Origin of the sequence: Rhodoplanes roseus (genome assembly GCF_003258865.1) — a bacterium.
Lineage (GTDB): Bacteria > Pseudomonadota > Alphaproteobacteria > Rhizobiales > Xanthobacteraceae > Rhodoplanes > Rhodoplanes roseus.
The window spans coordinates 1-4,049 of record NZ_NPEX01000404.1; the positions used below are offsets into that span (position 1 = coordinate 1).

General features: G+C 67.9%; 4 protein-coding genes. All 4 read right to left on the reverse strand.

The genetic code is table 11. The features are described from left to right. Positions 1–52 precede the first annotated feature (52 nt). The 4 genes from CH341_RS29050 to uraD all read right to left on the reverse strand — a co-directional run bounded on the left by CH341_RS29050 (position 53) and on the right by uraD (position 3,990). Positions 53–826, reverse strand: coding sequence for an ABC transporter permease (locus tag CH341_RS29050; protein WP_111422737.1), 774 nt, complete (start codon positions 824–826; stop codon positions 53–55). Beyond that, entirely contained in the window at positions 823–1,611 is a 789-nt protein-coding gene (locus tag CH341_RS29055) for an ABC transporter ATP-binding protein (protein WP_111422739.1), read from the reverse strand. Before CH341_RS29055 ends, CH341_RS29050 begins: the two co-directional genes overlap by 4 nt. A 192-nt stretch (positions 1,612–1,803) precedes the next feature. Further along, positions 1,804–2,811, reverse strand: coding sequence for an ABC transporter substrate-binding protein (locus CH341_RS29060; RefSeq protein WP_111422742.1), 1,008 nt, complete (start codon positions 2,809–2,811; stop codon positions 1,804–1,806). 291 nt (positions 2,812–3,102) lie between these two features. Then, a complete protein-coding gene (uraD, locus tag CH341_RS29065; RefSeq protein ID WP_111422744.1) occupies positions 3,103–3,990 on the reverse strand; it encodes a 2-oxo-4-hydroxy-4-carboxy-5-ureidoimidazoline decarboxylase in 888 nt (295 codons plus the stop codon). Between the last annotated feature and the right edge of the window lie 59 nt (positions 3,991–4,049).

Genomic DNA, 4,049 nt, shown 5'->3' on the forward strand with positions numbered 1-4,049 from the left:
CGCCGTCCGCGAAGGCGGACGACGACGGAGGAGAGGCGTCCGCGGGCCGGCGTCAGCCGCCGGCGCTCATCGAGGAGCGGAACGCCCAGCCGACGAAGTAGGTCTCGATATAGGCGAAGATCGCGTACATGACGATGCCTTCGGCGGCGAGCAGCAGCAGTCCGGCGAACACCAGCGGCATTTGGAAGTTGGAGCCCGCCTGCACCATCAGGAAGCCGAGCCCGGCATTGGCCGCGATCGTCTCCGACACCACGGTGCCGACGAAGGCGAGCGTGATGGCCACCTTCAGCGAGCCGAACAGGTAGGGCTGGGTGCGCGGAATCCCGATCTTCAGCATGATGTCGAGCTTCTTGGCGCCCAGCGCGCGAAGCACATCCTCCAGCTCCGGCTCGATGGTCGACAGGCCGGTCGCGACATTGACGACGATCGGGAAGAACGAGATCAGGAAGGCGGTCAGGATCGCCGGGATCTCGCCGATGCCGAACCAGATCACCAGGATCGGCACCACGGCGACCTTGGGGACGGAGTTGAAGCCGATCATCACCGGATAGAGGCCGCGATAGATCGCCCGCGACCAGCCGACCACGATGCCGAGCACGATCCCGAACACCACGGCGAGCGCGAAGCCCGCCAGCGTCGTCCACAGCGTGACGAAGGAGTTCTTCGCCAGCGGCCACCAGTAGGTCGCCATGGCGACGAAAATCTGCGACGGCGCCGGCAGGATGAAGGGGTCGACCTTGAACGCCCGGCAGATGATTTCCCAGATGAGGAACATGCCCAGCGTGAAGAGCCACGGCGACAGCCGTTCCATGGCGTTGGTACTCATCCCTTCCGCACCTCCCCGATCTTGGCGCGCAGCTCGTGCACGATGTCCGTGAAGGCCGCCTCGTAGCAGACCTCGATCGGTCGCGGTCGGGGGAAGGGCACCTCCTTGGTCAGCACCAGTCGTCCCGGCCGGGCGCTCATCATGTGGATCCGGTCGGCCAGGAAGGTCGCCTCGCGCAGGTCGTGCGTCACCAGGATCACGGTGAAGCCGATCTTCTGCCAGAGGTCGCGCAACACGCACCACAGCTCCTCGCGCGTGAAGGCGTCGAGGGCCGCGAAAGGCTCGTCGAGCATCAGCAGCGCCGGCGAGTGGATCAGCGCGCGGCACAGCGAGACGCGCTGCTGCATGCCGCCGGACAGCTCCCACGGGAAGCGCTCGGCGAAGCCGTCGAGGCCGACGGTCGCCAGCAGCGCCTTGGCCTCCTCGCGGTAGCGCTCCTTCTCGCGCCGGAAGCGCGAGCGGTGCGGCTGCACGATCTCCAGCGGCAGCAGCACGTTGTCGATCACCTTGCGCCACGGCAGCAGGTTGGGGTTCTGGAACGCCATGCCGGCCATCTTGACCGGGCCGCGCACCGTGTCGCCGGCGATCTGGATCTTGCCGAAGTCGGGCGGCACCAGCCCGGTCACCAGCTTCATCAGCGAGGACTTGCCGCAGCCCGACGGGCCGACCACGGCTGCGAACTCGCCCTTCTGCAGGCTGACGCTGAAGCGGTCGAGCGCATGCACGCCGCCCGACGCCCCCTTGTAGACGAGAGTGACATCGTCGATGTCGACGAACGCCGTCATGTCACGGCGTCCGTCGGCATCGGGCCGCGGGCGCGGCGGGAAGAAGAGAAACGCATGGTGGACTCGATCTCTGGAGTCATTCCGAGGCGCGGGTGGAGCCCGCGAACCCGGAATCCAGACGGGGACTCGGAGCCTGGGGCTGGATTCCGGGTCCGACGCTTTCGCGTCGTCCCGGAATGACGGGCGTCGATGTCACAGTTTTCGGTCGGCCGCGGGGGGCAGGAACTCGGCCGTGAAGACGTCCTCGGCCTTGGGCTTGGCCTTGAACTCGTAGGTGATGCCGATCTGGTCGATCGACTTCGACAGGCGCGCCATGTCGACGTCGCCGAGGCCGTTGGCCTTGACCCACGGCGTGACGAAGTTGTCGCGCAGCGACATCTTCAGGCGCTCGAGCTCGGTCTTCTCGTCGGCCGTCTCGTTGCGCTTCATCACCGACTTGATGGCCGCCTCGGGGTCCTTGATGGTGTCCTGCACGCCCTTGATGGTGGCGCGCACGAAGCCGGCGACGATCTTCGGGTTGGCCTTGGCGAAGTCGGGATTGACCATGATGGCGTTGCCGTAGAGCACCAGCCCGTGGTCGGACATCAGCATCACCTTGATGTCCTCGGGCTTCAGATTCCGCTGCAGCAGGTTGAAGTACATCGAGAACGAGAAGCCCGTGATGGCGTCGACCTTGCCGTCGGCCAGCATCGGCTCGCGCACCGGGAAGCCGATGTTCTCGACCTTCACCTTGGAGTCGTCGATGGCGTTCTCCTTCACGAACGCCTTCCACTGCGCGAAGGCGCCGTCGGCGGCGGGGGCGCCGAGCACCCTGCCTTCGAGATCCTTCGGCTTGGCGATGCCGGTCTTTGTCGTGGTGGCGATGGCGAAGGGCGGCGTGTCGTAGACCATCATCACGGCCTTGACGGCCTTGTCGGGATTCTGGTCGCGGAACTTGACCAGCGAGTTGATGTCGAAGAAGCCGAGCGGATAGGTGCCGGCGGCGACGCGGCTGATGCCGGCGACCGAGCCGGGCCCGGTGTCGATCGTCACGTTGAGGCCTTCGGCCTTGTAGTAGCCCTTGTCGAGGGCGACGAAATACGGCGCCGACGGACCCTCGAACTTCCAGTCGAGCGCGAACTTCACGTCCGTGTCGGCGAACGCCGGCGAGGCGAACGCGAGACCCGCTGCCAGCGCACCGATCGCGAGTAATTTGGTCATTGCAAAACTCCCCTTGGCCATGCCGGGCGTCTGCCCGGGATCAGCAAGCCGCGTGCCACCCGATTCGCCACGCCGGGCCGCAAGTCCGCGGCCGACGGCGTAAACTGCGTGCCCAAAAAATGGGCGGGCGACCTGCGCCTGCTCACGATACCGCCGGGGGCGAAATCCCGAAATCGCAATTCCGCCCACCCGCCCGGGACGGGGTGTCGCGCCCGGCGAGAGGGCGGGGGGTGGCGAGGGACCGGCGAGGAGCCGGCGAGGGGGTGGCGAGGGAGGTGGCGAGGGGGCCGGTCAGCTTCCGCGATAAGTCGAAAAGCTCCACGGCGTGACCAGCAGCGGCACGTGATAGTGGCCCTCGGCCTCGGCGACCGAGAAGCGGATCGGCACGGCGTCCAGGAACGGCGGGTCGGGAAGCGGCACGCCGCGGGCGGAAAAATGCGCCGCGACCTCGAACACGAGCTCGTACGTGCCGATGGGGACGGGTCGTCCGGCGATCAGCGGCTGGTCGGTGCGGCCGTCCCGGTTGGTCACCGCCGTGGCGACGACACGGCGCGCCTCGCCGGGGCCGAGCTCGACCAGGGTCAGCGGAATCCCTTGCGCCGGGGTGCCGCCATGGGTGTCGAGCACATGGGTGGAGAGCCGGCCCGACAGCGGCAACCGGTCGGCCGCTGCCACGCGCTGGTCCAGCCGCAGGGCCGCGATCCGAAACACCTCGTCCAGCGCGGTCTTCTGCTCCGTCGCGGGATCGTTGGCGAGCCGCCGCTCGAACTGCCGGAGGATCGACGCCTTGGTGTGCCGGCGCACGCAGACGATGAACGGAATCCCGTGCTTCTGCCGGTACGCATCGTTGAGCCGGTGGAAGTCGGCGTACTCGCCTTCGGTCAGCCGGTCGAGCCCGGCGCTCGCCTGCTCGGCCGTCGAGGCCGCCGTCAGGGTCTTGGCCCGGGCCGCCTTGCCGGCGAGATCCGGGTGCACCGCCAGCAGCTTGCGTCGGTGGTCCGGGTCCGCCGCACGGACCGCCGCGACCATCGCCTCGAGCAGCGCCGCCAGCGAGCCGAACGGCCGCGCCGGATACACCGCCTCCGCGGCCCACGGCGAATGCTCGAAAATGTCCCCCAGCGCCGCGACGAATTCTTCCGGCGTGGCGCTGTTCAGGGTGTCCAGGGAAAGGGTGGTCATGTCGATCCTGCCCGTCTTTCACCCTCCCGGGAGGGGGAGGGTCGACGCGCGTAGCGCGT